Below are 23045 nucleotides of genomic sequence, written 5' to 3'. Positions count from 1 at the left end.
TGCGGTGGAGGATATCAAGCGGTGCGTAGACCCAGGATTTTGCGCGCTTGTTGCCAGCTTGCGACCGGGCGTTCGTATGTCTCGCAAAGCTCAGCCGCACGTCGGACCAAAGCTGCGTTTGACGGAGCCAAAGTCTCACGGTTCAAACGCATGTTGTCTTCTAGGCCTGTGCGGGTGTGGCCACCTGCCGCGATGGCCCATTCGTTGACCTGGATCTGTCCCGGCCCAACTCCGGCTCCGCACCACTCTGCCTCGGGTGCCAAGCGCTGCATGGTTTTGACGTAGTAATCAAACACATCCTTGTCGACGGGCATGGCGTTCTTCACACCCATGACGAACTGCACGTATAGGGTGCCAGCGATCCGACCTTCCCGGTTCATCTTCACCGCTTGGTGGATGTGCGACAGGTCAAACGCCTCTACCTCGGGCTTCACCTCATAGGTGCGCATTTCCGAGGCCAGCCAATCAACCAGATCAGGCGAGTTCTCGTATACACGGGTGGGGAAGTTGTTCGACCCAACCGACAAGGACGCCATATCAGGGCGCAACGATAGCATGCCGCCGCGATCCTTACCTGCGCCTGACCGGCCCCCAGTGGACAGTTGCACGATCATACCGGGGCAATGTTTGTTCAACCCTTCCAACAGGCGGCCGAACTTTTCCGGGTCCGAGGTGGGCGTCTCGTCGTCATTGCGCACATGGCAATGTGCGATTGAGGCCCCGGCCTCAAATGCCTCGTGGGTGCTTTCGATTTGCTCGGCCACAGTGATCGGCACCGCCGGGTTGTTTTCCTTGCGCGGGACCGAGCCAGTGATGGCGACGCAGATAATGCAGGGTTTGCTCATGGTTCAGTCCTTAGATGTCAAAGAATACGGTTTCATCATCGCCTTGCAGACGGATGTCAAAACGATAGACCGTTGCACCATCACGCTCAGTGCGCTGGGCGATCAGAGTATTGCGGCGGCGTTCCCATTCGATGAGGTTAATTATCGGGTCTGTGGCATTGGCGGCTTCCTCGTCCGAGAAGTATAGCCGAGTATTGAGGCCAACATTGATACCTCGGGCGACGATCCAAAGGTTGATATGCGGGGCCATCATTTGCCCATTGCGGCCCATGACGGGGCCGGGTTTGACCGTATCAAATCCCCATTCGCCGGTTTCAAAATTGGTGATGACACGCCCCCAGCCGCGAAATCCGTCTTCAACCGATCCAGCATGTTCGGGGTGGGCATAGATGCCGACTGCATTGGCCTGCCAGGCTTCCAGCATCACATCCTTGACTGGCGAACCAGTGCCGTCAATCACCAGACCTTCGACGCGAATGCGTTCACCGCCTGCGTTGGGGCCTGCAATGTCGGTGCCGAGCTCTGTCTCGTAGATGTCAAACCCGGCTGCACCGGGGGCCAAGCCAATGTGAACAAACGGCCCGGCGGTTTGTGATGGCGTCTCTTTCAGATAGTCGAGCTTCTGTTTCATCAGTTGCCCTCCAGTCTGTTTTCAAACAGCGTCGAGCGGCGACCGCGCAACACAATGTCGAATTTATAAGCAAGGGTATCCAGCGGAATGCTGGCGTTCATGTCCAGCACTGCAACCAGCTGCTGGATGGCATCCGGATCGGGAATGGTGTTGACGATGGGACAGCGGGCAATCAGCGGGTCGCCTTCGAAATAGAGTTGGGTGATCAGCCGTTGCGCAAAACCAGTGCCAAAGACCGAGAAATGGATATGCGCTGGCCGCCAATTGTTGACCCAGTTGCGCCAGGGGTAAGCGCCTGGTTTGACCGTGCGGAAGTAATAGTAACCGTCCTCATCGGTCATGGTACGACCACAGCCGCCAAAGTTCGGGTCCATCGCCCCAAGATAGGCATCTTTCTTGTGGCGGTACTTGCCGCTGGCATTGGCCTGCCAGATTTCGACCAAGGTGTTAGGCACCGGGCGGGCGTTTTCGTCCAGCACCCGACCATGCACGATGATGCGCTCACCAACCGGTGCCTCTCCGGGCTGCGCATAGTTGGTCAGCAGGTCGTTATCGGTAGGCGCAAAATCGTTGTGGCCAAACACAGGGCCGGTGATCTCACTGGCGGTGTTTTCCAGGCTGATCAGCGGAAACTGGGGCGATCGCGCCACCGAAGTTTTGTAGTTCCGATCCAGCGCCGGAGGGTGCCGTTCCCGGTCGCGTTGATAAAATTCACCGGGCTTTGTCATGTTGGGGTCTCCTCAGTCGATGACTGTTCGGCTTCCATCTCAGCATAGGTTTGTTTGGCCAGCTTCAAAGCGTGATTGGCTCGGGGCACGCCCGCATAGATAGCGACATGCTGAAAAGCCTCAATCACATCCTGCTTGCTGGCGCCGGTACGCGCAGTGGCACGGATGTGCATCGGGATTTCATCAAAATTGCCCAAGGCGGCCAGCAACGCCAGGGTCAGCATTGAGCGTTCCCGCTGGCTAATACTGTCACTTGCCCAAACTGTTCCCCATGCGCCTTCGGTGATCAATTCTTGAAAGGTAGTGTCCATCGGGGTCTTGGCAGCCTCGGCGCGATCAACATGGGCGTCCCCCAGTACGGAGCGGCGAACTGACATTCCGGTGTCGTATCGGGAGTTGCTCATCTTGTTCACTTTCTTTTTCATTTGTATCGCATATCGAAAATGACCTGTATAATGCGAATTCTAGGATGTTTTCATGCCGGAAATGATATGCGTTTGTCTGATCACCTAAAGCTACGTCATTTGGAAGTCTTTGTTGAAGTCGCCCGAAAAACAAGTGTGACCCAAGCAGCCGAGGCACTTGGCATGACCCAACCTGCTGTAACCCGTGCGCTGCGCGAGTTGGAGCAGGTCTGCGGCAAGCCTTTGGTTGAGAAACACGGTCGTGGTATTCGCCTGTCAGCCTATGGAGAGATGTTTCGGGATCCGGCCGGGCGTAGTCTCGCGTTGGCCCGGGATGGGGTCACGATGTTGAACAGCCTTGGTGAGGCTGAGGGACCCAAAGTGGTGATTGGCGCGTTACCAACGGTTTCAGCCACCATAGTGCCGGATGCTTTGGCGCGGTTGCGGCGAGAGGGCAGTCATAGTCGGTTTTCCGTGATGTCAGGGGACAACATGTTCTTACTCGACCAGCTAAGACGTGGAGAACTGGATGTTGTTGTTGGGCGGCTACCTGCGCCTGAGAATATGGCCGGGGTTGATTTTGACCCACTTTTTCGCGAACGCGTGGTTGCTGTTGTGACGGTGGATCACCCTTTGGCGATGCTCAGTCAACTCCCAGACACAGCCTTTCAAGACTATCCTGTGCTGATGCCAAATGAAGGGTCGATTATTCGCCCCTATGTCGACCGTATGTTTCTTGAAGAAGGTATCCAGCCGCCTCGGTTTCCTATCGAGACGGTGTCCTCGACTTTTGGTCGACGGTTTACGCTGGCCCATCAGGCTGTCTGGATCATTAGCCAGGGGGTGGTGCAATCAGATCTGGATGACGGGCTGTTTGTACATCTTCCGATTGACACTAGCAGCACCTTGGGTCCCGTGGGGTTATGCCTAAGAAGCGAACACCGGCTGTCACCAGCTGCACAGCGATTTTGCGACATACTACATGAGATTTGTGACCAATGATGAGTGAAGTGAATTCAAAACACGTTGAAGTTGAGGTGGTTTACGTAACGTCGCCCCAGTTGGTGCTTTGAGACTTGGCATTTTGCACCCATGGTTGGGTATTAAGATACTCATTTTGCTTGATATATATTGGAGTGTTTCTGTTGACAGGCAAAAAAATGACTCGTTAGTCTGATTTATAAGCCTCTTGAGCCGGCGCTTGTGGAGGAGATCCGGCCCCAAGAGCATAGCGCGTTTGTCCAGCAATGACTGGGCCACACACTGTTCGTCAGAGCAGGGGGAGGACAATTTGGAAGTATTGCAGCTGCTGGTAAGCGGGCTTGCGAATGGTTGTGTCTACGGCCTGATCGCGCTTGGCTTTGTGCTGATTTACAAGGCAACCGAGGCGGTGAATTTCGCCCAGGGCGATTTTATGATGTTGGGCGCCTTTGTAACCCTGGGTCTGACCAATGCGGAACACATGAACCTGCCGTTCTGGATGGCCGCACCGCTTGCTATTATGGTGATGGCGGTGCTGGGTTATTTGCTGGACTACTTTGTGTTGCGGCATCTGTTTGGGCAGAGCCAGACAGCGGTGGTGATCCTGACGATTGCTCTGGGCTTTGTAATCCGGTTTGTCGCCGGCGTGATTTGGGGGCATCAACCGCAGACCCTGGAAAGCCCGCTCGCCATTGGTGATTTGCATATTGGCGGCGTGGTTCTAGGGATGGCGGATGTGGCTGTGATCATAGTTACAGTGCTGATGACGCTGTTCCTGTACCAGTTCTTTCAGCGCACCAAGTTGGGATTGGCAATGCAGGCCGCCAGTCAGAACCAGATGGCGGCCTATTACATGGGCATTCCCGTAAAACGAGTGCAGGGCCTGATATGGGGGCTGTCCGGAGCGACAGCCGCAGTGGCTGGCATTTTGTTTGCGTCCAAGGGCGCGATCGACCCCAATGCAGGGCTGTTGGGGATCAAGGCTTTTGCCGCGGCAGTGATTGGTGGCTTCGGTTCCTTGCCAGGTGCACTGGTTGGGGGGCTGATTGTTGGAGTAATCGAACCCTTTGCCTCGCGTTATTTCGCCGCCGGATATTCGCAGATCGCGCCTTATGCCCTGTTGCTGGTCGTCTTGGTTATGCGCCCGCACGGGCTGTTTAGCCAAGTGCGGATCAAGAAGGTCTAATCGATGCGTATTCTGTTCAAGACCTCATATAATGATGATATCCGACTGTTCGCGGATCGCTGGACCCTGATAGTTTATGCGGCGCTGCTGGTGCTGGCCGTTGCCCTACCGATGCTGCTTGACGAGTTCTATATTGGTGAGGTCACCAATGTGTTGATCTGGGCCATTGCCGGGTTGGGACTGATGTTGCTGACGGGGCAATCTGGGCAGGTGAGCCTGGGGCACGCAGCGTTTCTTGCGGTTGGTTGTTATACCAACACCATCCTGATTGAGGCCGGTCTGCCGTTCATTGTCGCCTTTCCGCTAGCTGGAGTGATCACCGGTATCGTTGGTGCGATCATCGCCATTCCGGCGCTGCGACTGCATGGGATCTATTTGGCGATTGCCACCATCGCACTGTCTGTTCTGGCGGATGACATCATCGTATTGCTGGACCCGTGGACGGGTGGCGTGTCTGGCAAATTCCCCGAGATGATCACTATCTTCGGGCTCGAAATAGAGCGATGGTCGATGCCGACACGGTTTTATTACCTGGTGCTGGCTGTCACCATCATCTGCACGCTGTTCTACCGCAATCTTCTGCGCTCTCCACTGGGGCGTGCCTTTGCGGCGGTACGCGATAGCGAGGTTTCGGCCACCGCGATGGGCGTACATATTGCGCGGACCAAGACCAAGGCCTTTGGCTTGTCCTGCATGATCACCGGCTGGGCCGGGGCCCTGATGGGGTATTATGCCGGCGCGTTCAACAACGAGACCTTTTCGCTGGTGATTTCGATAACCCTGTTGATGATGATTGTTATCGGTGGATTGGGATCCATTCATGGCGCGTTTTTTGGCGCAGTGGTGGTGGCTTTTCTGCCGCAGGCACTGTCGATCGCTAAGGGGGCCGTGATCGGTGGTAGCGTTGCCATCCCGGGACTAGAGACCGGCGTGTTCGGGTTGATCCTGATCCTGTTCATTCTGTTTGAGCCGATGGGGATATATGGCCGCTGGTTGAAGATCAGAACCTGGTTCGAGCTGTTCCCCTTTGCCCGCAAGGACATGTTCCGCCGTCAGAAAAGCTATCTGAAAACAGAGCGGTTAAGATGAGCCTTCTAACGGTTGAAAACGCGACACTGAAATTTGGCGGCGTGGTCGCGGTGAATGACCTTAGTTTCTCGGTGCGCGAGGGGGAGGTCTATGCCATCGTGGGGCCAAATGGGGCAGGGAAGTCGACTGTCTTCAACTTGATCTCTCGCTTCTATGAGCCCTATGCAGGCCGCATTAGTTTTGCAGGCGGGAACCTGCTCGACCGTTCGGCGGATCAAGTGGCGGATCTGGGCATCGCGCGAACTTTTCAAAATATTGAGCTGTTTGACCACGCCACTGTACTACAGAATCTTTTGGTTGGACGACATCGGCACCGCAAAACCTCGCTGATCGAAGAGCTGTTCTTTGCCCCCCGCGTGCGACGTGAAGAGCTGGCGCATCGCGAGGCAGTTGAGGAAGTGATCGATTTCCTGGATCTGCAGCCCTACCGCGACAAGATGATCGCCGGGCTGCCGTATGGTGTGCGCAAAGTGGTCGAACTTGGCCGGGCGCTGGCTTCGGGCCCGCGACTGCTGCTGTTGGATGAACCAGCGTCTGGCCTGTCGGTCGAAGAAACCCAAGACATGCGTTGGTGGATCGATGATATCCGCAAGCAAATGGGGATCACCGTGTTGATGGTCGAACATGACATGGGGTTGGTGTCATCTGTTAGTGATCGGGTACTGGCCCTGGCGGACGGAGCCAAACTGGCGGAGGGAACCCCATCCGAGGTGCAGGCCACCCCAGCGGTAATCGAGGCTTATCTGGGCACGGGGGCGGTGTGATGGTTGAGACGCTGCTAGAGATCAAAAATCTCGAGAGTTTCTACGGGCCAATCATGGCCATTCGCGGCGTATCGCTCAAGGTGGACAAGGGGCAGATCGTTACCGTGCTGGGCGCCAACGGCGCAGGAAAGTCGACGCTGCTGAAAACCATTTCCGGCATCATGGACCCGGAAAAGGGTCAGGTCATGTTTAAGGGCAGCGAGATCCAAGGGCAGGAGCCCCATCGGATCGTCCAGCACGGCATTGTGCATGTGCCCGAAGGGCGCGAGGTGTTCCCTCTGCTGACAGTGGATGAAAACCTGACACTGGGGGCTTATACGCGTGGCGACAAGGCTGGGGTTCAGCGCGATCGTGAAATGGTCTTTGATTATTTTCCGATTTTGGCAGAGCGGCGCGCGCAAGAGGCTGGCACTCTGTCTGGCGGTCAGCAGCAAATGCTGGCGATTGGTCGGGGGTTGATGTTGCGGCCGGAAATCATGTTGCTGGATGAGCCCTCGCTAGGGCTGTCACCGCTTTTGGTGCAAGAGATCTTTGCCATACTAAAACGGTTGAACGCCGATGAGCAGGTGACGATGATGCTGGTCGAGCAAAACGCTCGCATTGCACTGGATCTTGCTGACGTGGGTTACGTGATGGAGATTGGTCGCATCGTGATGGTTGGCAGCGCGGATCGGTTGATGGAAAGCGAGGACATCAAGGCGTTTTATCTTGGCCATCAAGAGGCAGGGCAACGCGGCGAAAAGCGTTGGAAACGCAAGAAGACCTGGCGGTAAGGGGCAGGGCGATGAAAATGCAAACGGTCGAGCATCCTCAGGTCACAGTGAATGGCGTTTCCTACAACGAAACGCCCGGACTTCGCCCGGTGCGGGTGGATGGCTGTGACACCATCGTCAAACTGCTTGCAGCCCGTTGTAGCGAGTTGGGCGATAGGGTTTCGCATCGCGAAAAGGACATGGGCATCTGGAAGTCCTATTCCTGGCGCGATTATTGGAAACACGCCAAATGGTTGGGCCTTGGCCTACGAGCGTTAGGCTTGCAGCGCGGTGAGGTTGTCTCGATCCTGAGTGAAGACCGAAAGGAATGGCTCTATGCGGATATGGGGATTCAGGGCGTCGGCGGCATTGCCTCGGGGGTCTATACCACTGACGCGGCCTCGCAGTTGGCATACCTTCTTACGGATAGTGACAGCAGGTTCCTAATTGTCGAAAACGACGAACAGTTGGACAAGTATTTGGAAATCCAAGAGCAGGTACCGGATCTGCTGAATGTGGTGATCCTGGAACAGGATGGGTTGCATGATCTTGATCACCCTAAATGCCTGTTCCTTGACGAACTCTATGAAATTGGCCGCCAATACGAGGCCGATCACCCGCATTGTTTTGAAGATGAGATCCTGAAATCGAGCCCGGATGACACGGCGCTGTTGATCTACACCTCGGGAACCACCGGCAAGCCCAAAGGCGCGATGCTGTCGCACGAAAATATTCTTGGCACGATGGAGGCCGGAGCCCGGTCGCTGGCAACGCTTCCAAGTGATGAACAACTTTGCTTCTTGCCCCTGTGTCATATCGTAGAGCGCAACGTCTCGATCTATTTGTCGCTGGCAGCGCGGAGCACGGTAAATTTCGCAGAAAGCTTGGAAACCGTGTTTGATAACGCGGCTGAAGTGTCGCCAACAACGTTTTTCGCGGTGCCTCGAGTCTGGGAGAAAATCTATTCCAAGGTGCGGGTGATGGCGCAAGAGGCAACGCCAATGGGGCGCTGGGCGTTTGCCCGGGCAGTCAAAGCTGGGGAGGCGCGGGCGGACTATTTGCTAAAGGGGCAAGCCGTCCCCCCAGCAGTTAACCTGCGCTATGCGATCTGGGATTTTCTGGTTCTCAGAAACCTGCGGCGCATGTTGGGCATGGACAAGATGCGCCGCGGCGGAACAGGCGCTGCGCCGATCTCACCCGAGTTGTTGAAATGGTATTGGTCCATCGGAGTGCCTTTGGTCGAAGGGTATGGCATGACGGAAAACGCGGGCCTTTCATCGTCAAATACAATCGAGGCAAATAGGGCGGGTACGGTTGGTCTGCCCGTTCCCGGTGTTACCATTCGAATTGCTGACGACGGTGAAATTCAGACCTTGGGTGTCAACAACTTCCAAGGCTACTGGCGCAATGCCGAGAAAACAGCAGAAACATTCACCGATGACGGATGGTTGCGGACGGGCGATGTTGGGCGATTGGATAAGGATGGCTTCCTGACCATTACAGGCCGGATCAAAGACATCATCATTACAGCGGGCGGCAAGAATATCACCCCGGCCGAGATCGAGAGCCGGTTAAAGTTCAGCCACTATATCTCGGATGCAGTGGTGATTGGCGATCAGAGGAAATACCTGACCTGCCTCATCATGATTGATCAGGAAAACGTGGAAAAATTCGCGCAAGACCGTAAGATACCCTTTAGCGACTTTGCTTCGCTTTGCGCTGCACCAGCTGTTGTTGACCTGATCGATGCCGAGGTCGAGACCGTGAACCAGGACTTTGCCCAGGTCGAGCAGATCAAGAAATTCCGTTTGATCAATGTGCTGCTGACGGCTGAGGACGATGAATTGACCGCCACCATGAAGCTAAAGCGCAACCTTGTTGAGCAAAAGTATAAGGCATTGATCGACCAGATGTATTGAGGCGCGGGCTATCCGCGCAGGACGAAATAATAGGGAGGACTTTGAATGACTAAGGTGACATCCGTACTGGCTGCCGCAGCAATGGCAATAGGACTGGGATCGGCCGCGCAGGCGCAGACCCAAGGCGTTAGCGACAGCGAGATTGTAATTGGCTCGGTTAATGACCTGAGCGGGATTTTTGCCGCAGTTGGTGTTCCTGCTGTAAATGGCGCCAACCTGCGTTTCGACGAGGTAAACGCAGCGGGTGGCGTACATGGCCGTCAGATCCGCTTTGTAGTGGAAGACAACGGCTATCAGATCCCACGGGCGATGCAGGGCTACAACAAGCTGTTAAACCGCGACAAGGTTTTTGCTATGCTGCTGTCACTGGGAACACCGATGAACACCGCAGGGTTCAAGCTGCTGGATCCCAAAGGGATCCCAAATATCGGCCCTCTATCCGCTTCCCAGCACATGCTTCAGGAGCCAACAAATAACAAGTTTACTGGCTTTTCTAGCTATTGGGACCAAGTGCAGGCAGGTGTCACATACCTCGCGGGTGAGTTTGATTCCAAAGAGATATGTTCGATGTATATCCCTTCGGATTTTGGCAAAGAAATCTCGGATAGTACCAAAGACGTAGCCGAGGGGCTGGGACTGACCTTTGCGGCAGAGACCACTCATAAGCCAGACGAGTTGGATTTTGTTGGATCGCTGACCAAGCTGAAGGCAGAAGGTTGCGATGTGGTGACCCTGGCTTTGGGTGTACGCCAAGGCATTACTGTTGTTGGAACGGCCAAGAAACTGGGCTGGACGGATGTTAAATTCCTGAATACCTCGGCGGGTTTTCTGGGTGTGGTTGCAGCTGTGCCGGGTGGCGTGACCGAAGGGCTTTATGCTTCGGCAGGTTGGGTAGATCTGAACGCCCGTGCTGAAGATGAGGTGCCTGCCAAGTTCATGGCAGACTACAATGCCAAGTTTGATAAAGCTGCCAGTGGTTTTTCTATGCTTGGGTATTCGTCGGCTGACACTCTGGTTCGGGCTCTTGAGGCAGCAGGTCCGGACTTGACCCAAGAGACCTTTTTAGCTGCTATGGAAAGCTTGAATTACTTCGACGCCCTGACCGATACGCAAATCACCTATGGCTCCGATGACCACCGGGGGGCCGATGATATCGTGATATCGATCGTCGAAAATGGTATGTGGAAAGAGCTTAGCCGTCAGTGATCGACTGAGGTTCCATCCAGCGGCTGGGCAATTCGTCCAGCCGTTTTAAGCAAGTCAAAGCTTGATTAGTTGGCTTCCACTACAAGGCGGGACAGCTGGGAAAGCAGGCATCCGCTCAAATTGGGCTGTCAAAAAAGCATGCCGTAATCCTGGGTTGCAAACCATCTACAATTGGGGGTTGTTTTGCAGTTGCCGCATTTGTTATATATTGGATGTTGATTTACTGGTGATTTTCTTATCTACTTTGAGGTGTGGCAACTTTTTGTTGTTGTTTTTGTGTGTCCCGTTATTTGGGAGTTGTTGGTATGAGTGTACTATTAAAGATCAATCTTTGTGGGCCCTTTGGTGTTTTTACTGCAGATGGTTTAAATATCCCTCTGGGTGCAAAACATCAGGCCCTTGTGGCGTTGTTAGGGAAAGCTGACGGGGGAGTGCGAACCCGAGCTTTTCTGGAAAGTACTTTGTGGAGTTTGGCGCAGCCAGAGCAGGCCAAGGCGAGCCTTCGGACGGCCCTGAGCACGTTGCGACGTCACTTAGGCAGCGAAGTTTCGCAGCTATTGACGGCTAACCGCGAGCGGGTGGTTCTGGACTTGGAACGCATAGAGCTGATTGGCAGCTCAGAGCATGGCGAGTTTATGGAAGGCTTTGAACTTCCACACGAGGCGCAATTCCGCGAATGGTTGTCACAAGCACGTGATGCATCCAATTTCCTGGTTCCGCGCAACCGAGCCAAATTGAGCGGTAACCGAGACTTTAGCCGCGCCGTTCTGGATGAGCTGCTTCCTCGGATCGCTGTGCTTCCGTTTGTGTATCGTGCCCCCAGTCGCGGCACAACGCCGCTTGGATCGATGCTGGCCGAGGAATTGGTCAGGCACTTATCGCGAAGTCAGGCTTTCTCGGTGACGTCCTATTTGGCGTCACGTCAGTTCGACCCGTTGTCCGTTAGTGCCGCCGAAGTTGCTTCAGTTGCTGGGGTAACTTACCTCGCGTCAGGGGTGGTCTATGTCAAAGGGCAGGACTTCCGGCTTAAGGTTGATTTGCAAGACGCGCGCCGAGAGAGGGTTTTGTGGTCACGAGAATATACGGGATCGCTGGCTGAGCTCATGGCCGGAGAATGTGACGTTCTGCAGGATATATCACAACAGGTTGGCCAGACAGCTGTCGGCGAAGCGGTGCGCCAGGTGCAGTTCAAGCCACTTGCAAACTTGGATAGCCACACACTGTTGATGGCGGCGATTTCGTTGATCCAAGACATGCGACCAGACCAGTTCAATGCCGCGCAGGATCTACTTGGCGTACTTTTGCAGCGCGAGCCTGGTCACCCTCTCGCACTTACTTGGATGGGTTTTTGGCACGTGATGCGGGTTCAGAAGGGGCTGTCACATGACCGGCAGCTAGACACACAGCTGGCCACGCATCTGGCGGCAAGTGCGTTAAACGTGGATCCAGCCTTTTCGCTGGCGCATACCTTGAAGGGCATGATTTCCAGTCATCTTCTATTCAGGTTTGATCTGGCGCAGAATTCTTATGATCTCGCGCTGAAAGACAATCCAAACGAAGCCTTGGCACTTTTGTTGATGGGCGCGATGCGAACCTTTCAGGACTCCCCAGACGAAGCGGTTGAATACACGGATGCGGCGCGGCGGCTAACGCCTTTGGGTCCGCAGCGGTATTATTTCGACGCTGTGTCCGCTTCTGCGCAGCTATCTGCGGGGCATTACGCACGTGCTCTGGCCTTGGCAGATCGCTCATTGCAGGCCAACCGTGCTTATCCATCGTCGTTACGGACCAAAGCAATTGCTTTGGAGCTGTCCGGGCGAGGCGACGAGGCGCGTAATGTTGTGCGTAAGCTGATGGAAGTAACTCCGGACTTCACGCTCAGCCGGTATCAGAATGAGCATCCAGTTGCTGCGGTCGCCTCGGGGCGCAGCTGGACGCGTGCTTTGCGGGCGGCTGGCGTGCCAGAATAAGTCTCAGACGGATGTTCAGCCTGTAAATTGGGCTGGCAGTGCTCCCCTCCCAGAGGGGGGCACTGCCAGCTTTGTTATGGTGCGGGCAATTTTCAAGTCCTCATAACTGAAGCGCTTGCGATCGATTTAAACACCTGGGTGCAGGTGACTGCAGAGCAGGGGGCTTTCAATGGTCGCAAGCTTGCCTTTGTTATGCGAAGTTAGTGAAAACCGTGACCCAAAATTGGAAGAGCCACATGAAAGCCATCACCTATCGTAGCCTAGGGGCCGCCCAAGACGTTCTGACACTTGAAGAACTGGAAAGCCCACAGCCTCAGCTTGGTGAGGTCGTGGTGGATCTGGTCTATTCGGGTGTGAACCCCTCTGACGTGAAAGCGCGAGCAGGGGCCCGTGCACTACTTTGGCCGATGGTCGTGCCGCACAGTGATGGGGCTGGGGTGATAACAGCTGTGGGGCAGGGCGTTGATCCTGCCCGTGTCGGAGAGCGGGTCTGGATCTGGAATGGCCAATGGCAGCGCCCGATGGGAACTGCTGCTGGTCAAATCTCGATACCATCAGAGCAAGCAGTGCTGCTGCCGGATAGCGTTGAGTTGAGTATAGGAGCCGTGCTTGGAATTCCCGGTCTCACCGCTTGCTTCACGGTGTTTTCGGGCGGGGAAGTCACCGGTAAAACTGTTCTGGTGCAGGGTGGTGCAGGCACGGTTGGACATCTTGCAGTGCAGCTGGCCAAATGGGGCGGCGCCTACGTTATTGCCACTTGCAGCAACCACGCACGCGACAGGGTTCTAAAAGCCGGAGCTGATGCTGTCTTGGATTATACTGCTCCAGGCTTGGCAGCACAGATCCTTGCGGCGAACAACGGTAACCCAGTGGATGTGATCGTCGAGGTCGAATTCGGGGCAAATGTACAAATGGACACCGAAGTCATCGCTGAAAACGGGCATATCACGGCATATGGCTCCGCCCGAGACATGACGCCCGAGTTGCCGTTCTACCCATTGATGTTCAAGGCGGTCACACTGCAGATGGCTCTGATCTATCTGTTAACACCCGAGCAGCGCGCCGCCACAGTGGCACGACTGACCCGCGCGCTTGAGGCAGGAGCACTGCGCTGCGACATCGAAAAGATTCTTCCAATGGAGCAAGCCGCCGAGGCGCATGAACTGGTGGAGGCAGGCAATCGCAGTGGCGCAATTCTGATTCAGACCGGCACTGAGCCAAGGAAATAAGGGGCTAAGCAGCGGAGTGAAAAAAGAACATCATTTTTTGCCCAAACCCCCTTGCGCGCCTGCGTAAGTAACATTAGACAGCCGCTCACTGATGGGGTGTGGCCAAGTGGTAAGGCAACAGTTTTTGGTACTGAAGATCGTAGGTTCGAATCCTACCACCCCAGCCAGTACTTCCTAACATGACGTAGCAGCCTAATTTCGGGCTCTCTGTGGCTCAGAATGCCCCTGTTTATGCCCCTGCGCTTTGGTGGTGTGGTTCGGTGTAATAGGGGCTCTCAGTCGAGCGCTGGCGGTGGCAAATGCTGCATTGGTGGTGAGCCATTCAGTCAGCGTGTAGGGCATCTAGTGACCCTCTCTGCGTCCCCAGCATGATCCACAAGAACTAATCCCCGCATGTCAGTCCATCTAGATCCTAGATAGGGAAGATACCCTCTAGGGAATAGGTATAAGTAATGGATAAAGATAGACAGAATAGGAGGATCTAAATACTAATCCCCTACTAGAGATCCTTACCTAAGCCACTTAGATACCTAAGTAATACCAGTATTCTACACTACTGACTTTCCTGACCAAGGCCTTTGACAATGAGCAAGATAGAAGATCCGTGGCACTCCCGACCCATAGACGTTCATAGGTGGTCTGATCATCTAGTCGCGGCCAGAACTGCGGTGAGGCATCAAGTCGCAATCCTTTGTTAATGCGCTATTTACGATTAGCAGGTCACCCTGCAAGACTAACTATCGGAGAGCGTAATGAAGGGTATGGTTTTCGTAGAACTCTTCCGCATGGCTGAGACGGTCCTGAGCGAAGACGAATTGGACGACATCATTGACAAGGCGGACCTCCAAAGTAACGGAGCATACACCTCGGTGGGGAATTATCCCTGTGGTGAACTGATAAAGCTCGTCGTGGCCATTGGTGAACGGCTTGACGTGCCAGTAGCTGCTTTACAGACCCAGTTTGGACATTGGATGTTCGATCGGTTTGTTAAAGGGTATCCGGAATTCTTCGAAGGCAAGAAAGACGCCTTTGAGATGCTGGAAGCTATTGACGGAGAGGTTCATGTTGAAGTGCACAAACTTTATCCAGATGCAGAATTGCCTGTTTTTCAGACTGAACGCTATGCCGAAAGTAAAGGTCTGAAAATGACCTACACGTCGGACCGCCCTTTAAACCACTTCTGCCTAGGCCTGATTGAAGGGTGTATCGAACACTTCAGGCACCCAGCCGATATCAAGATGCGCGACATAACTAATGGCAACCGATGTCAGGCAGAGTTCTTGATTGAAAGAACCAACTAGTGGCAACCGAAAAGCCCAATTTCAGCAATCCGCCTAGTCGGCATTCCGACCGGGTTTCTAGGCGTCGATATGATCGAGAAACGCGAGCTCGACAAGAAGCCGAGCAACTTTTGGAGGCAAAAAGCCGTGAACTTTACTACGCTAACCAGGCTCTTCAAAAGCAGGCGACCGGGCTCGAAGATGCAGTCGCGAAACGCACGGCCGAGTTAGAAGCAGCGCGAAATGAGGCTGAAACCGCTAATGCTGCTAAATCCATTTTTCTGGCAGCGATGAGCCACGAAATTCGCACCCCGCTAAACGGTGTTCTTGGGTTGGCAGCAGCCCTATCTGAAAGCGACCTGACAGCTGAACAACAGCAAATGCTCGTTTTGATTTCCGACAGTGGTAACCTATTACTGTCCGTAATCAACGATATCCTAGACTTATCAAAAGTTGAGGCCGGTAAGTTGGAAATCGAGAATATTCCTGCATCTCTTAATGATTTTCTCGATAGTGTTTGCGCGCGCTTTGCCCCAATAGCCCGCGACAAAGGACTAAGGTTTACATCACTTTATAGTGGCCTATTGTCCTCGAGCGAAGTTTGGGCCGAATTTGACCAAACTCGCTTGGGTCAGGTTCTTGGCAATCTTCTATCGAACGCAATAAAATTCACAACCAATGGAGCCGTTGCCTTTACTGCTGACGTTGTGACGTTGGAAACCGGGAAGTTGCAACTGAGCCTGATCATTCGCGACACTGGCATCGGAATTTCTGAAGATAAACGCGAACGCATTTTTCAACCCTTTGTGCAAGCTGATGAGAGCATCACTCGGAAATTTGGCGGCACTGGCCTGGGGTTAGTTATCGCACGCGACATTTGCAGAATGATGGGCGGAAGCCTTACGTTTTTGAGTGCCGATGGTGACGGGACCGAGTTCACCGCATCGCTTCAAATGTCGTCGAGCAAAAAAACCGAAGAAACCAAGGAGCCTCAAGCCCGAGATTACGAGGAAATCCTCAAGTCTCGAAGGTGGCGCATCTTGATCGCCGAGGACAACAAGACCAATCAGCTGGTGCTCCGGCATATGCTCAAACGTTTTGATCTCGAGCTGATAGTGGTAACAGATGGCCAAAAAGCGGTATCAGCTTGGCGCGTCCAGCAGGTTGACCTTATTCTAATGGATGTCAATATGCCCGAAATGGATGGGGTCTCTGCAACTGAAGAAATTCGTGCCGAAGAAACAAGCAGCAATCGAAAACCGGTGCCTATCCTTGGAATTTCGGCAAATGCAATGGTACATCAGGTGTCACGTTATTTAAAAAGCGGCATGACAGATCACGTATCAAAGCCAATTCGAAAACCTGAATTGATAAGAAACATGGCTTTGGCCTTAAGCGAGCAGACCAGAAGTTCCCTATAAGGCACCCAATCCGCTCAGCTCCCCTTAGACTCGATGCGAAAACGACTGACTGCTGCTAGCTTAAACTAAAGCCTAAGTTACACGATCCTAGCAGATTTGGATATCCATCAGCCCGATTCCTTGGCGACAATCCACTAGTCCAGTCCCTCCGGCCATGGTTCCTCGCCGTAAGTTCCAATACTCCGGCCAGTCTTAGCCATATATGCTAGCACCCTCTCTACGTATCCTTCGCAAGCTGGCTCTACACGCTCATGGGCAGCCCACTCCAGGTCGTGAATGTGTTTCTTCAGAGCTGCCTCATCAACAGGCTCGAACTCCTTTCGTCCGCGAATATTCACAGAAGATTTCAGAGGGCGACCTACCACCGCTTCGGATGCCTCAGCCATGACCTGCCTGAGCTCACCGACATGGTTGCAGTCCACGATGTAGCTGTTATGAACAGACAGAACGGGGACGCCCTTCTCGGTGAAGTGGTTATGGATGTAAGCCGTTAATTCGCTGTCTTTGCGCATTAGGTAGATGCCCTGATCGGAGAACAAGTAGTCGCTCAGACAAGGGTTCCTAGCTAGGATCGCTTCTAGCAGTTCATCTAGATATTTATTCGTCATTTTCTTGCCGATGTGACCTGCGGGAAAACCCTCCCGAAATGCTCCGTAAGCGGAGGGCTTTTCCTTTGCGTTTAATGCAGTTAGCACCAGTATTTTGGCCAGCGTCCTGACTAATTCTGAAGGAATGGCTGGATTTTTATACCCAGGCAGAAAATACGGGTCATGAGAGAGTTCTTTGCCCTCCGCCGCATACAGCATCGCCACGTGCAGTCCCTGATAGTCAGCTTCGATCGTAGGCTCAGTATCGATGGTGATCTTGGCTCGCCAGTCGCTGTCAATCTGTTGCCACCAACCTCCATAGAACCGCCCGTTCATGTCCCAGTTGCTACGACTGAAAACCCTGTGAGTGCGATTATTGAGCAACCATACATAGCGCTCATCCTGCCCTTCACCCAACACAATCACTGCATGTTCCAGTGAAGGAATATCTATGAAGGATCCAGTTATCAGCTCATTGTAGGCCCGAAGATCTTCGCGCATTCGGGTGGTTTCAGGCGTGTCCTCGTACTCGACCTGATTTTTGCTATCGTCCTTTAGGATGATAACTTCCTCACCCTTTGCCCGGCCTACATCATCACGCTCGAATTTGGCTTTAGCGAACCACTCCTGCAATTTCTCCGATGCCCTGATACGGGTGCTACGGTTTTTCCTAGATCCGGGTGCCGTGTAGCTGTGATTGGATTTGTCGATTAGCCCCGCCTCATGCAGTGTGTTGATGATCGGGATCATCTTCTTAGACAGGTGCAGGGCATTGTACCGGGAGCCTGTTTTCCAAGCATTCACTGACATGGAGACCCCAATACAGAGCTCAGGATCATCCTGCCAAGCCACATACAGATCCAGGATCAGCACCCTCAGCTGCTTACGGAACGCCATCTTAGGCTTCGGCCCAGACTTCCCCACCACCTCTGCAGGCAAGTACTCGTCCCAGATCTTACCCACGAACTTCTTCACCTCTGGATGCTCAGACCACCTATGAACGTCTATGGGGCGGGAGTGCCATGGATCTGCTATCTTGCTCATTGTCAAAGGCCTTGGTCAGGAAAAATCAGTAATGTAGAATGCTGGTATTACTTAGGTATCTAGGGGGCTTAGGTAAGGATCTCTAGTAGGGGACTAGTACTTAGATCTTCCTATTCTGTCTATCTTTATACATTACTTATACCTATTCAATAGTAGGTATCTTCCCTACCTAGGTTCTAGATGATCTGACATGTGGAGCACTGACCTATGGGGAACCTGTAGGGGGAGCAGAGAGAACCACTGGATGGCCAGTTCACTAACCGACTAACCTCACTGACGATCACAGGATAAATCACCACGGAGCCCCACTGAGAGCCCCTATTACACCGAACCACACCACCAAGCCCGCAGGGGCATAAACAGGGGCATTCTGAGCCACAGAGGGCCAGCAATCAGGCTACTACATCATGTTAGGAAGTACTGGCTGGGGTGGTAGGAGACCTTGCCGACCGATGAAAGCAATGGAATTTCTCCATTGGTAACCAGAATTGGGTCGGTTATTGGGGCAGAACGGAGTGTCTGGGGCATTTCCGGACCCAAACAGCAGCACCGGGCCACGTCCCTACTTCTGGAACCTCTCCGACTGAGATCCTGACCTGTCTCCTGATCGATTGGATCCCGCAGCTAGACTGCTGACGGGGTGGAGACTGCTGGCTGGCCTGTTGGCCGGGGTTGGAAATTATCAAAGAGCTGCGAGAACATCAGCCTCGTCTCGCAAAAGCATCGTCAGGGAATTTTTTGAGATCGGTTTGTAGATGTTTCTCCCCACCTTTAGATCACGTGCCTCGGCAATCATCTTGGCAGCGATCATTGACGGTTCCCCTCCTCCAGTCATGAAGCGCAGGCGCAAAGGGCGATCCTGTTCGACGAGGCCTTCAATAGCCTCGATACCATCCATCTCAGGCATGTTGATGTCAACAAGAAGCAATGCGGGCCCGGCACTTTTAGATAGGCGCTCCAGAAGGTCCAAACCATTAATGCAGATTTCAGAATTCCAACCTTCCCGGCGGGCAACAACGGCCAGATATTCAGCGAACTGCCTATTATCGTCAGCAATATAGATCTGGTACATTTACCCTCACCAATAGTTCCTGCCTAACGATGCTACACGGGCCCTCTTAAATCTCCAATAGCCTTCAATGCCCGGCATCAATGCCAGTACGCTAGGGGCGGAAGTCGGGTCACCTCTGGCCGTTCTAGAAGAATCTAGTCACCCACTTCAGCTCTGAGTTCGATTGCCCGTCGGGAAAGCCCTGATGTCATCAGTCTGGGTTCGCTTTCATCCATTCAACCATCCTCCAATCGGAATGCCACCTGCGCTGAGGCCTACGATCAAATCGAAACTGAGGCTCCCAATGCATCTAAAATAGAAGCAATTACAGGGCTTGAACTATGATTAATCTGAAATCACTGGCCGCTCTGATCCGAGAACTGCTATCGAACCCACCACCTAAGGCGGTCCTGACGACCCTGCTCTGGGTGGCCTCTCGCTCACATCCCGCCGTCGCGGCCCTGATCGTTATTGCGGTCGCCTATGCGTGGAGTCGGGCAGATGATTGATCTGCAGCCCGACGATGTTGTGGTTATCAAGGCATCTGAAGACTGGCCGGAGCACCTGTTCCGGGTCTCAGAGATCTTTGACGACTGCGTAGGCGGCTACTCACTAACAGGACCATTGGCAGGTGAATACGGTGAACCCGACTTCAGCCTGATCCTGAAGGTCCACACTCGGGCCTAGCCCACTCCCAAAATCCCAAAAAAGCAAAGGAGGAGACACATGTCTGCTCAAATTCGTTATGCCTACCTGAAGGGCCACACATGGCTGTTCAGACGCAATTACCCCAAGGACGTCGCCCTTGTAGTTGGTCTGCAGGCGCTTAAGCAGTCCCTGAAGACCCGTGACACGTCAACCGCCAGAACAAGGGCTGCTGAGGTCAACGCCCGCTATGAAGCTCTGGTGGCCGAAGTCCGCTCTGGTGCTGAACAGGTGCTTAGTGGGCCAGAGAGCGCCCCTGACGCCCCTGCATGGTCAGAGGATCCGTCAACTGCTCTTGATCACCTACGTGCTACTCTGGAGCACTCTGGCGTCCCAGCAGCGCCTGCGTTCCAGCGATTGGTGACCCCCAAGAAGGTTCTGGTTCGTGACCATAGCAGAGTCTACCTTAACCGACGCAGTAACGAGCTTCGGCCTGATGGGTTCAAATCGGTGCGTTATTCGGTGGGGTTATTCGCGTCGAAGTACGGTGACCGATCTGTCTGCAGTCTGACCCGTGAGGACGGTCGGGAGTTTCTTGTGTTGGTAGCCCAGCTATCTCCCCTGATCGGCAAGTCGGATAAGACACGTGGTCTGACGCTGGATCAGTTGGTGACCTACTCTGAGCACAAACCCGTCAAGATCACCGCTCGAACCCAGCGGCGAGTGTGGTCTCAGGTCAATCACTGGCTACAGTCCTGCGTCTATGAGGGCGTCCTTGCAACTAATCCCTTCAAGTCGGTTCTATTCGATCAGAAGATCCGTCCCAAGCCCTATGCCGTGCCGACCGATGAGGAGGTCGCCAAGCTGCTTGCCGCGAACAACGAGTTACACCCGGTCCTGATGACTTGCCTGCTATCGGGCATGAGGGCTGGGGAAGCTGTTGGGTTGCTGCGCAACGATCTCGTCAGCAAGGGTAATCTCGGATGCTTCGCCCATGTGAGGCCCAATGAGCGGCGCTTGCTGAAGAATGATGCGGCTGAGAGGTTGGTGCCGGTGCATCCGACACTGGAAGACGTGTTTCGCCAACTGCCAACATCGGGGCCTCTGTTCCCTGATCTGACGGTGAACCTTGTAACCAAGGGGTTTGCGGCACTTCGTAAGCTATTGCGACTAGAGCGACCGGGGCTGGTGTTTCACTCTACCCGAAAGTGGTTCGTGACCCAGTGCGAGCGTACCGGCGTCCCTGAACACTTCACTGCTGGTCTTGTCGGGCACCAGTCGGCTCGGTCAAGGAATGGGCTGACCTACGGCATCTACTCTGCTGGTATCTCAGACGAGCAGAAACGATCCATTGTTGATCAGATCCGGTTGCCTGGATGAGCCGAATACCTGACATAGATTGGTTCGAAGAGAGGGCCGCTATCGCTGAACACGATGGCGGCCTTTCTCGTAGGGCGGCTGAAGATCTGGCGGCTCAAGGGCAAGGCTTTAGAAACGCTAGCGAATACTGGCAGTGGCTGGCAGAATACGTGTTGACCCGAAAGGCTCCATGAACCTAACCTCGGCTGGCGTTTGCTGGCCGGGGTCTTCACTTCGCTTTTTTCTTGCCGCTTCGAAATTACGCGGGGCAACATTTACAGAAACACGTCAGATTGGCCAACGCGGTGATTTCTAGTGCTAGGGTTTCTAGCCAAAGGAAGTTGTCAGGAATGCACAACGTGAAGAAGGAAGAAAATGATTAGTTTGAAGAACATAGTTGTAACATGCGCCTTAACTGCACTGACTGCGTGCGAGTTCTCAGTTCCGGTTACGGGAATGATTGGTGCTGATCCGGCCCAAGGGCAAGCGACCGCTAAAACTAGTGGAGTAGGCACTTTCTCGGTATCCACGTTAGAGGGTTTGAGCTGCAGTGGAACCTACGACGCGCTATCGAAGGCGCCAACACTCCCAGCTGATGTAGTTTGCAGCGACGGAAGAACTGGCAAACTTCTGATTACCAGAACCATGGATATGGTCTCAGGCACTGTAGTCGGCAAATTGAACGATGGAACCAAAGGCCAATTCGTTTTCGGGAATTTGACCTTTGACCAAGCCTTTGGCGGAGGGAGCGCACGAATTAAATGAGCATACCGAGGGTTCGGGCGAACCAAGTAATCCCAGCTAACTCTTTTCCGGCCTTTTCGGCGTCTCAACGGTTGCAAGGGCGGCGTGCCGACTCGAACCAAAAGGGGCGTAGGTTGCTTCAGAGGTTATCGGAGCGCTCGATTCTCTACACTTCTTGGTAAATGTGGGAAATGCCATCAGTATTGATGGTAATAGTCCAAGTTTGCAAACTCACTATCGACGAACTAATTGCATAGGTATCCTGTTATGGTCATTAAAAAAGTAGTAAAAGCAGTCACTCCCTCCAAAGAGACCTTCGACGTGAACGGTGACGGAAAAGTCGACTATAAGGACTTTGTCGAAGCCGCCAAACGAGCGGCGAGTGCTGCCATCCCACCTAAGTCCGCATTTGACGCCAACAACGATGGTGTAATTGATCATCAAGATGCACTGGTAGGGATCAAAATTGCGGGTGCGGCAGTTGCCGGAGCTGGGGCAACATTAGCGGCTGGAGCCTATGGCGGCGCACTTATCGTGTCCGGAACCGCAACATCTATTGCGACTGGTGTCGTCGCCACGGCTGGCGCAGCAGTTGGGGCTTTTACAGGGACCTTACTTGGAACGGCCACCACATCAACATTTTTGGCATTCAAAACTGCTAGTGGGGCTGTTCTAATTGTTTCAGAAACTGCAGCAATGGTGAGCCCCGGGCTGGTGGCTGCGTTTTCCTCGGTAGGTGCTGCTGCAGGTGCAATGAATAGCGCTATGGTGGCAAAGGTAGCAGGTTTGCCGGTTGTCGAGGCGATAGCTGTTAACGCGGGTGTTTCAAACGGATCACTAATGATGCTTTTCGGCATTCCAGTAGCTCGTGAAGTCGCCATTGCGGCTGGTCTTGTTTCCCTCGTGATTGTAGGGGGATACGCCTACTTCTTGCTCAACAAAGAAATTGAAAAGGAACAGGTGGAGGGGTTTTCGGTTGAGCCGAAACCAGCGTAAGCTACTCGTGCACTCCGCCACCACCCGTCGCACCCCAGCCGGACCGGCCCCAGAACTGCCAAGAATGCCACAGTAACCGCCCCAAAACCGTCAGCAACTGGGAAAAGCTGATGGGTTTCTTGGGCTGGCAAGGTCCGCTACCACCCCAGCCAGTGCTTTCCGAGACAATGAACTAAGGCTGACGTGGCGCTAAACGTGCCGAAATGCCCCTGAT

At 53.8% G+C, this 23045-nt stretch carries 21 protein-coding genes and 1 tRNA gene; 16 read left to right on the top strand and 6 right to left on the bottom strand.

The features are described 5' to 3' along the window. Window positions 1-14: 14 nt before the first annotated feature. Genes AC2T28_RS00110 through pcaC form a run of 4 tightly spaced genes read right to left on the bottom strand, consistent with a single transcriptional unit; the run spans window position 15 to window position 2608 of the window. Window positions 15-845 carry a 3-oxoadipate:acetyl-CoA acetyltransferase gene (locus AC2T28_RS00110; RefSeq protein ID WP_486746912.1) on the bottom strand — a complete coding sequence of 277 codons (831 nt, stop codon included), beginning with the start codon at window positions 843-845 and terminating at the stop codon, window positions 15-17. Window positions 846-855: 10 nt separating this feature from the next. Beyond that, entirely contained in the window at window positions 856-1476 is a 621-nt protein-coding gene (gene pcaG, locus AC2T28_RS00105; protein ID WP_486746911.1) for a protocatechuate 3,4-dioxygenase subunit alpha, read from the bottom strand. Beyond that, window positions 1476-2204, bottom strand: coding sequence for a protocatechuate 3,4-dioxygenase subunit beta (pcaH, locus tag AC2T28_RS00100; RefSeq protein WP_486746910.1), 729 nt, complete (start codon window positions 2202-2204; stop codon window positions 1476-1478). The genes pcaG and pcaH overlap by 1 nt, the downstream gene beginning before the upstream one ends. Continuing rightward, a complete protein-coding gene (gene pcaC / locus AC2T28_RS00095) occupies window positions 2201-2608 on the bottom strand; it encodes a 4-carboxymuconolactone decarboxylase (protein WP_486746909.1) in 408 nt (135 codons plus the stop codon). Before pcaC ends, pcaH begins: the two co-directional genes overlap by 4 nt. Window positions 2609-2695: 87 nt before the next feature. On the opposite strand from pcaC, the gene pcaQ reads away from it, so the two are divergent. The 12 genes from pcaQ (at window position 2696) to AC2T28_RS00035 (ending at window position 16405) form a co-directional block, all read left to right on the top strand. Then, the gene (pcaQ, locus tag AC2T28_RS00090; protein WP_486746908.1) at window positions 2696-3610 is read left to right on the top strand and encodes a pca operon transcription factor PcaQ; all 915 of its coding nucleotides are present in this window, start codon (window positions 2696-2698) and stop codon (window positions 3608-3610) included. A gap of 289 nt (window positions 3611-3899) precedes the next feature. Then, window positions 3900-4775, top strand: a complete 876-nt coding sequence (locus AC2T28_RS00085) for a branched-chain amino acid ABC transporter permease (protein WP_486746907.1) — start codon at window positions 3900-3902, stop codon at window positions 4773-4775. A gap of 3 nt (window positions 4776-4778) precedes the next feature. Continuing rightward, complete coding sequence (locus tag AC2T28_RS00080; protein ID WP_486746906.1) at window positions 4779-5864, top strand: branched-chain amino acid ABC transporter permease; 1086 nt, start codon at window positions 4779-4781, stop codon at window positions 5862-5864. Then, a complete protein-coding gene (locus AC2T28_RS00075) occupies window positions 5861-6628 on the top strand; it encodes an ABC transporter ATP-binding protein (RefSeq protein WP_486746905.1) in 768 nt (255 codons plus the stop codon). The genes AC2T28_RS00080 and AC2T28_RS00075 overlap by 4 nt, the downstream gene beginning before the upstream one ends. Beyond that, entirely contained in the window at window positions 6628-7401 is a 774-nt protein-coding gene (locus AC2T28_RS00070; RefSeq protein ID WP_486746904.1) for an ABC transporter ATP-binding protein, read from the top strand. Before AC2T28_RS00075 ends, AC2T28_RS00070 begins: the two co-directional genes overlap by 1 nt. Before the next feature lie 11 nt (window positions 7402-7412). Further along, on the top strand, window positions 7413-9299 hold the full coding sequence (locus AC2T28_RS00065) for an AMP-dependent synthetase/ligase (protein ID WP_486746903.1): 1887 nt from the start codon (window positions 7413-7415) through the stop codon (window positions 9297-9299). A 45-nt stretch (window positions 9300-9344) separates the two neighbouring features. Then, a complete protein-coding gene (locus tag AC2T28_RS00060; protein ID WP_486746902.1) occupies window positions 9345-10505 on the top strand; it encodes an ABC transporter substrate-binding protein in 1161 nt (386 codons plus the stop codon). Between the two features lie 305 nt (window positions 10506-10810). Next, window positions 10811-12475, top strand: a complete 1665-nt coding sequence (locus tag AC2T28_RS00055) for a transcriptional regulator (RefSeq protein WP_486746901.1) — start codon at window positions 10811-10813, stop codon at window positions 12473-12475. Between the two features lie 236 nt (window positions 12476-12711). Further along, complete coding sequence (locus tag AC2T28_RS00050) at window positions 12712-13704, top strand: NADPH:quinone reductase (protein WP_486746900.1); 993 nt, start codon at window positions 12712-12714, stop codon at window positions 13702-13704. A 92-nt stretch (window positions 13705-13796) separates the two neighbouring features. Further along, window positions 13797-13871, top strand: a tRNA-Gln gene (locus tag AC2T28_RS00045). Window positions 13872-14456: 585 nt separating this feature from the next. Then, on the top strand, window positions 14457-15005 hold the full coding sequence (locus AC2T28_RS00040; RefSeq protein ID WP_486746899.1) for a heme NO-binding domain-containing protein: 549 nt from the start codon (window positions 14457-14459) through the stop codon (window positions 15003-15005). Beyond that, window positions 15005-16405 carry an ATP-binding protein gene (locus AC2T28_RS00035; protein WP_486746898.1) on the top strand — a complete coding sequence of 467 codons (1401 nt, stop codon included), beginning with the start codon at window positions 15005-15007 and terminating at the stop codon, window positions 16403-16405. The genes AC2T28_RS00040 and AC2T28_RS00035 overlap by 1 nt, the downstream gene beginning before the upstream one ends. 134 nt (window positions 16406-16539) lie before the next feature. Here the strand turns inward: AC2T28_RS00035 and AC2T28_RS00030 are convergent, their stop codons facing one another. After that, the gene (locus tag AC2T28_RS00030) at window positions 16540-18036 is read right to left on the bottom strand and encodes a hypothetical protein (protein ID WP_486746897.1); all 1497 of its coding nucleotides are present in this window, start codon (window positions 18034-18036) and stop codon (window positions 16540-16542) included. Window positions 18037-18718: 682 nt separating this feature from the next. After that, complete coding sequence (locus tag AC2T28_RS00025) at window positions 18719-19108, bottom strand: response regulator (protein WP_486746896.1); 390 nt, start codon at window positions 19106-19108, stop codon at window positions 18719-18721. A gap of 320 nt (window positions 19109-19428) precedes the next feature. Between AC2T28_RS00025 and AC2T28_RS00020 the strand changes: the two genes are divergently transcribed. The 4 genes from AC2T28_RS00020 (at window position 19429) to AC2T28_RS00005 (ending at window position 22831) form a co-directional block, all read left to right on the top strand. Beyond that, the gene (locus AC2T28_RS00020; protein ID WP_486746895.1) at window positions 19429-19596 is read left to right on the top strand and encodes a hypothetical protein; all 168 of its coding nucleotides are present in this window, start codon (window positions 19429-19431) and stop codon (window positions 19594-19596) included. Further along, window positions 19589-19774, top strand: a complete 186-nt coding sequence (locus AC2T28_RS00015; protein ID WP_486746894.1) for a hypothetical protein — start codon at window positions 19589-19591, stop codon at window positions 19772-19774. Before AC2T28_RS00020 ends, AC2T28_RS00015 begins: the two co-directional genes overlap by 8 nt. Window positions 19775-19813: 39 nt before the next feature. Beyond that, on the top strand, window positions 19814-21112 hold the full coding sequence (locus AC2T28_RS00010) for a DUF6538 domain-containing protein (protein ID WP_486746893.1): 1299 nt from the start codon (window positions 19814-19816) through the stop codon (window positions 21110-21112). 990 nt (window positions 21113-22102) lie between these two features. Then, on the top strand, window positions 22103-22831 hold the full coding sequence (locus AC2T28_RS00005) for a dockerin type I domain-containing protein (protein WP_486746892.1): 729 nt from the start codon (window positions 22103-22105) through the stop codon (window positions 22829-22831). Window positions 22832-23045: the final 214 nt, after the last annotated feature.

This window comes from Parasedimentitalea nitratireducens, from assembly GCF_057444295.1.
Note: the sequence above shows the minus strand (reverse complement) of the source record. Positions and strands in the feature narration are given on the sequence as shown.

Bases quoted from the DNA above. Each gene is read 5' to 3' on its own strand.
- AC2T28_RS00110 (WP_486746912.1), bottom strand. From the start codon at position 845: ATGAGCAAACCCTGCATTATCTGCGTCGCCATCACTGGCTCGGTCCCG.
- pcaG (WP_486746911.1), bottom strand. From the start codon at position 1,476: ATGAAACAGAAGCTCGACTATCTGAAAGAGACGCCATCACAAACCGCC.
- pcaH (WP_486746910.1), bottom strand. From the start codon at position 2,204: ATGACAAAGCCCGGTGAATTTTATCAACGCGACCGGGAACGGCACCCT.
- pcaC (WP_486746909.1), bottom strand. From the start codon at position 2,608: ATGAGCAACTCCCGATACGACACCGGAATGTCAGTTCGCCGCTCCGTA.
- pcaQ (WP_486746908.1), top strand. From the start codon at position 2,696: ATGCGTTTGTCTGATCACCTAAAGCTACGTCATTTGGAAGTCTTTGTT.
- AC2T28_RS00080 (WP_486746906.1), top strand. From the start codon at position 4,779: ATGCGTATTCTGTTCAAGACCTCATATAATGATGATATCCGACTGTTC.
- AC2T28_RS00075 (WP_486746905.1), top strand. From the start codon at position 5,861: ATGAGCCTTCTAACGGTTGAAAACGCGACACTGAAATTTGGCGGCGTG.
- AC2T28_RS00070 (WP_486746904.1), top strand. From the start codon at position 6,628: ATGGTTGAGACGCTGCTAGAGATCAAAAATCTCGAGAGTTTCTACGGG.
- AC2T28_RS00065 (WP_486746903.1), top strand. From the start codon at position 7,413: ATGAAAATGCAAACGGTCGAGCATCCTCAGGTCACAGTGAATGGCGTT.
- AC2T28_RS00060 (WP_486746902.1), top strand. From the start codon at position 9,345: ATGACTAAGGTGACATCCGTACTGGCTGCCGCAGCAATGGCAATAGGA.
- AC2T28_RS00055 (WP_486746901.1), top strand. From the start codon at position 10,811: ATGAGTGTACTATTAAAGATCAATCTTTGTGGGCCCTTTGGTGTTTTT.
- AC2T28_RS00050 (WP_486746900.1), top strand. From the start codon at position 12,712: ATGAAAGCCATCACCTATCGTAGCCTAGGGGCCGCCCAAGACGTTCTG.
- AC2T28_RS00040 (WP_486746899.1), top strand. From the start codon at position 14,457: ATGAAGGGTATGGTTTTCGTAGAACTCTTCCGCATGGCTGAGACGGTC.
- AC2T28_RS00030 (WP_486746897.1), bottom strand. From the start codon at position 18,036: ATGAGCAAGATAGCAGATCCATGGCACTCCCGCCCCATAGACGTTCAT.
- AC2T28_RS00025 (WP_486746896.1), bottom strand. From the start codon at position 19,108: ATGTACCAGATCTATATTGCTGACGATAATAGGCAGTTCGCTGAATAT.
- AC2T28_RS00020 (WP_486746895.1), top strand. From the start codon at position 19,429: ATGATTAATCTGAAATCACTGGCCGCTCTGATCCGAGAACTGCTATCG.
- AC2T28_RS00015 (WP_486746894.1), top strand. From the start codon at position 19,589: ATGATTGATCTGCAGCCCGACGATGTTGTGGTTATCAAGGCATCTGAA.
- AC2T28_RS00010 (WP_486746893.1), top strand. From the start codon at position 19,814: ATGTCTGCTCAAATTCGTTATGCCTACCTGAAGGGCCACACATGGCTG.
- AC2T28_RS00005 (WP_486746892.1), top strand. From the start codon at position 22,103: ATGGTCATTAAAAAAGTAGTAAAAGCAGTCACTCCCTCCAAAGAGACC.